The following is a 219-nucleotide window of genomic DNA, read 5'->3' as shown; positions in this document are numbered from 1 at the left end:
GCCCACTCGTCGAGCAGGGTGCGGTTGAAGCGTTCGACTTTGCCGTTGGTCTGTGGTCGGTAGGGCCGGATCTTCTTGTGGGTGATGCCGGCCGTGGCCGGCGTCTGGGTGAACAGCCTGGACTTGTAGCAGGAGCCGTTGTCGGTCAGGACTCGTTCGACGGTGATGCCGTGGGCGGTGAAGAAGGCGTTCGCCCGTTGCCAGAAGCCGGCGGCGGTT

1 protein-coding gene is annotated in these 219 nt (G+C 64.8%); it reads right to left on the bottom strand.

From position 1 onward, the window contains the following. Positions 1–219 (bottom strand): integrase core domain-containing protein (locus IG05_RS0141640; protein WP_030349229.1); only part of this gene is annotated, 219 nt, incomplete at both ends.

It is taken from the genome of Streptomyces sp. NRRL S-1022, from assembly GCF_000720135.1.
Lineage (GTDB): Bacteria > Actinomycetota > Actinomycetes > Streptomycetales > Streptomycetaceae > Streptomyces.
Note: the sequence above shows the minus strand (reverse complement) of the source record. Positions and strands in the feature narration are given on the sequence as shown.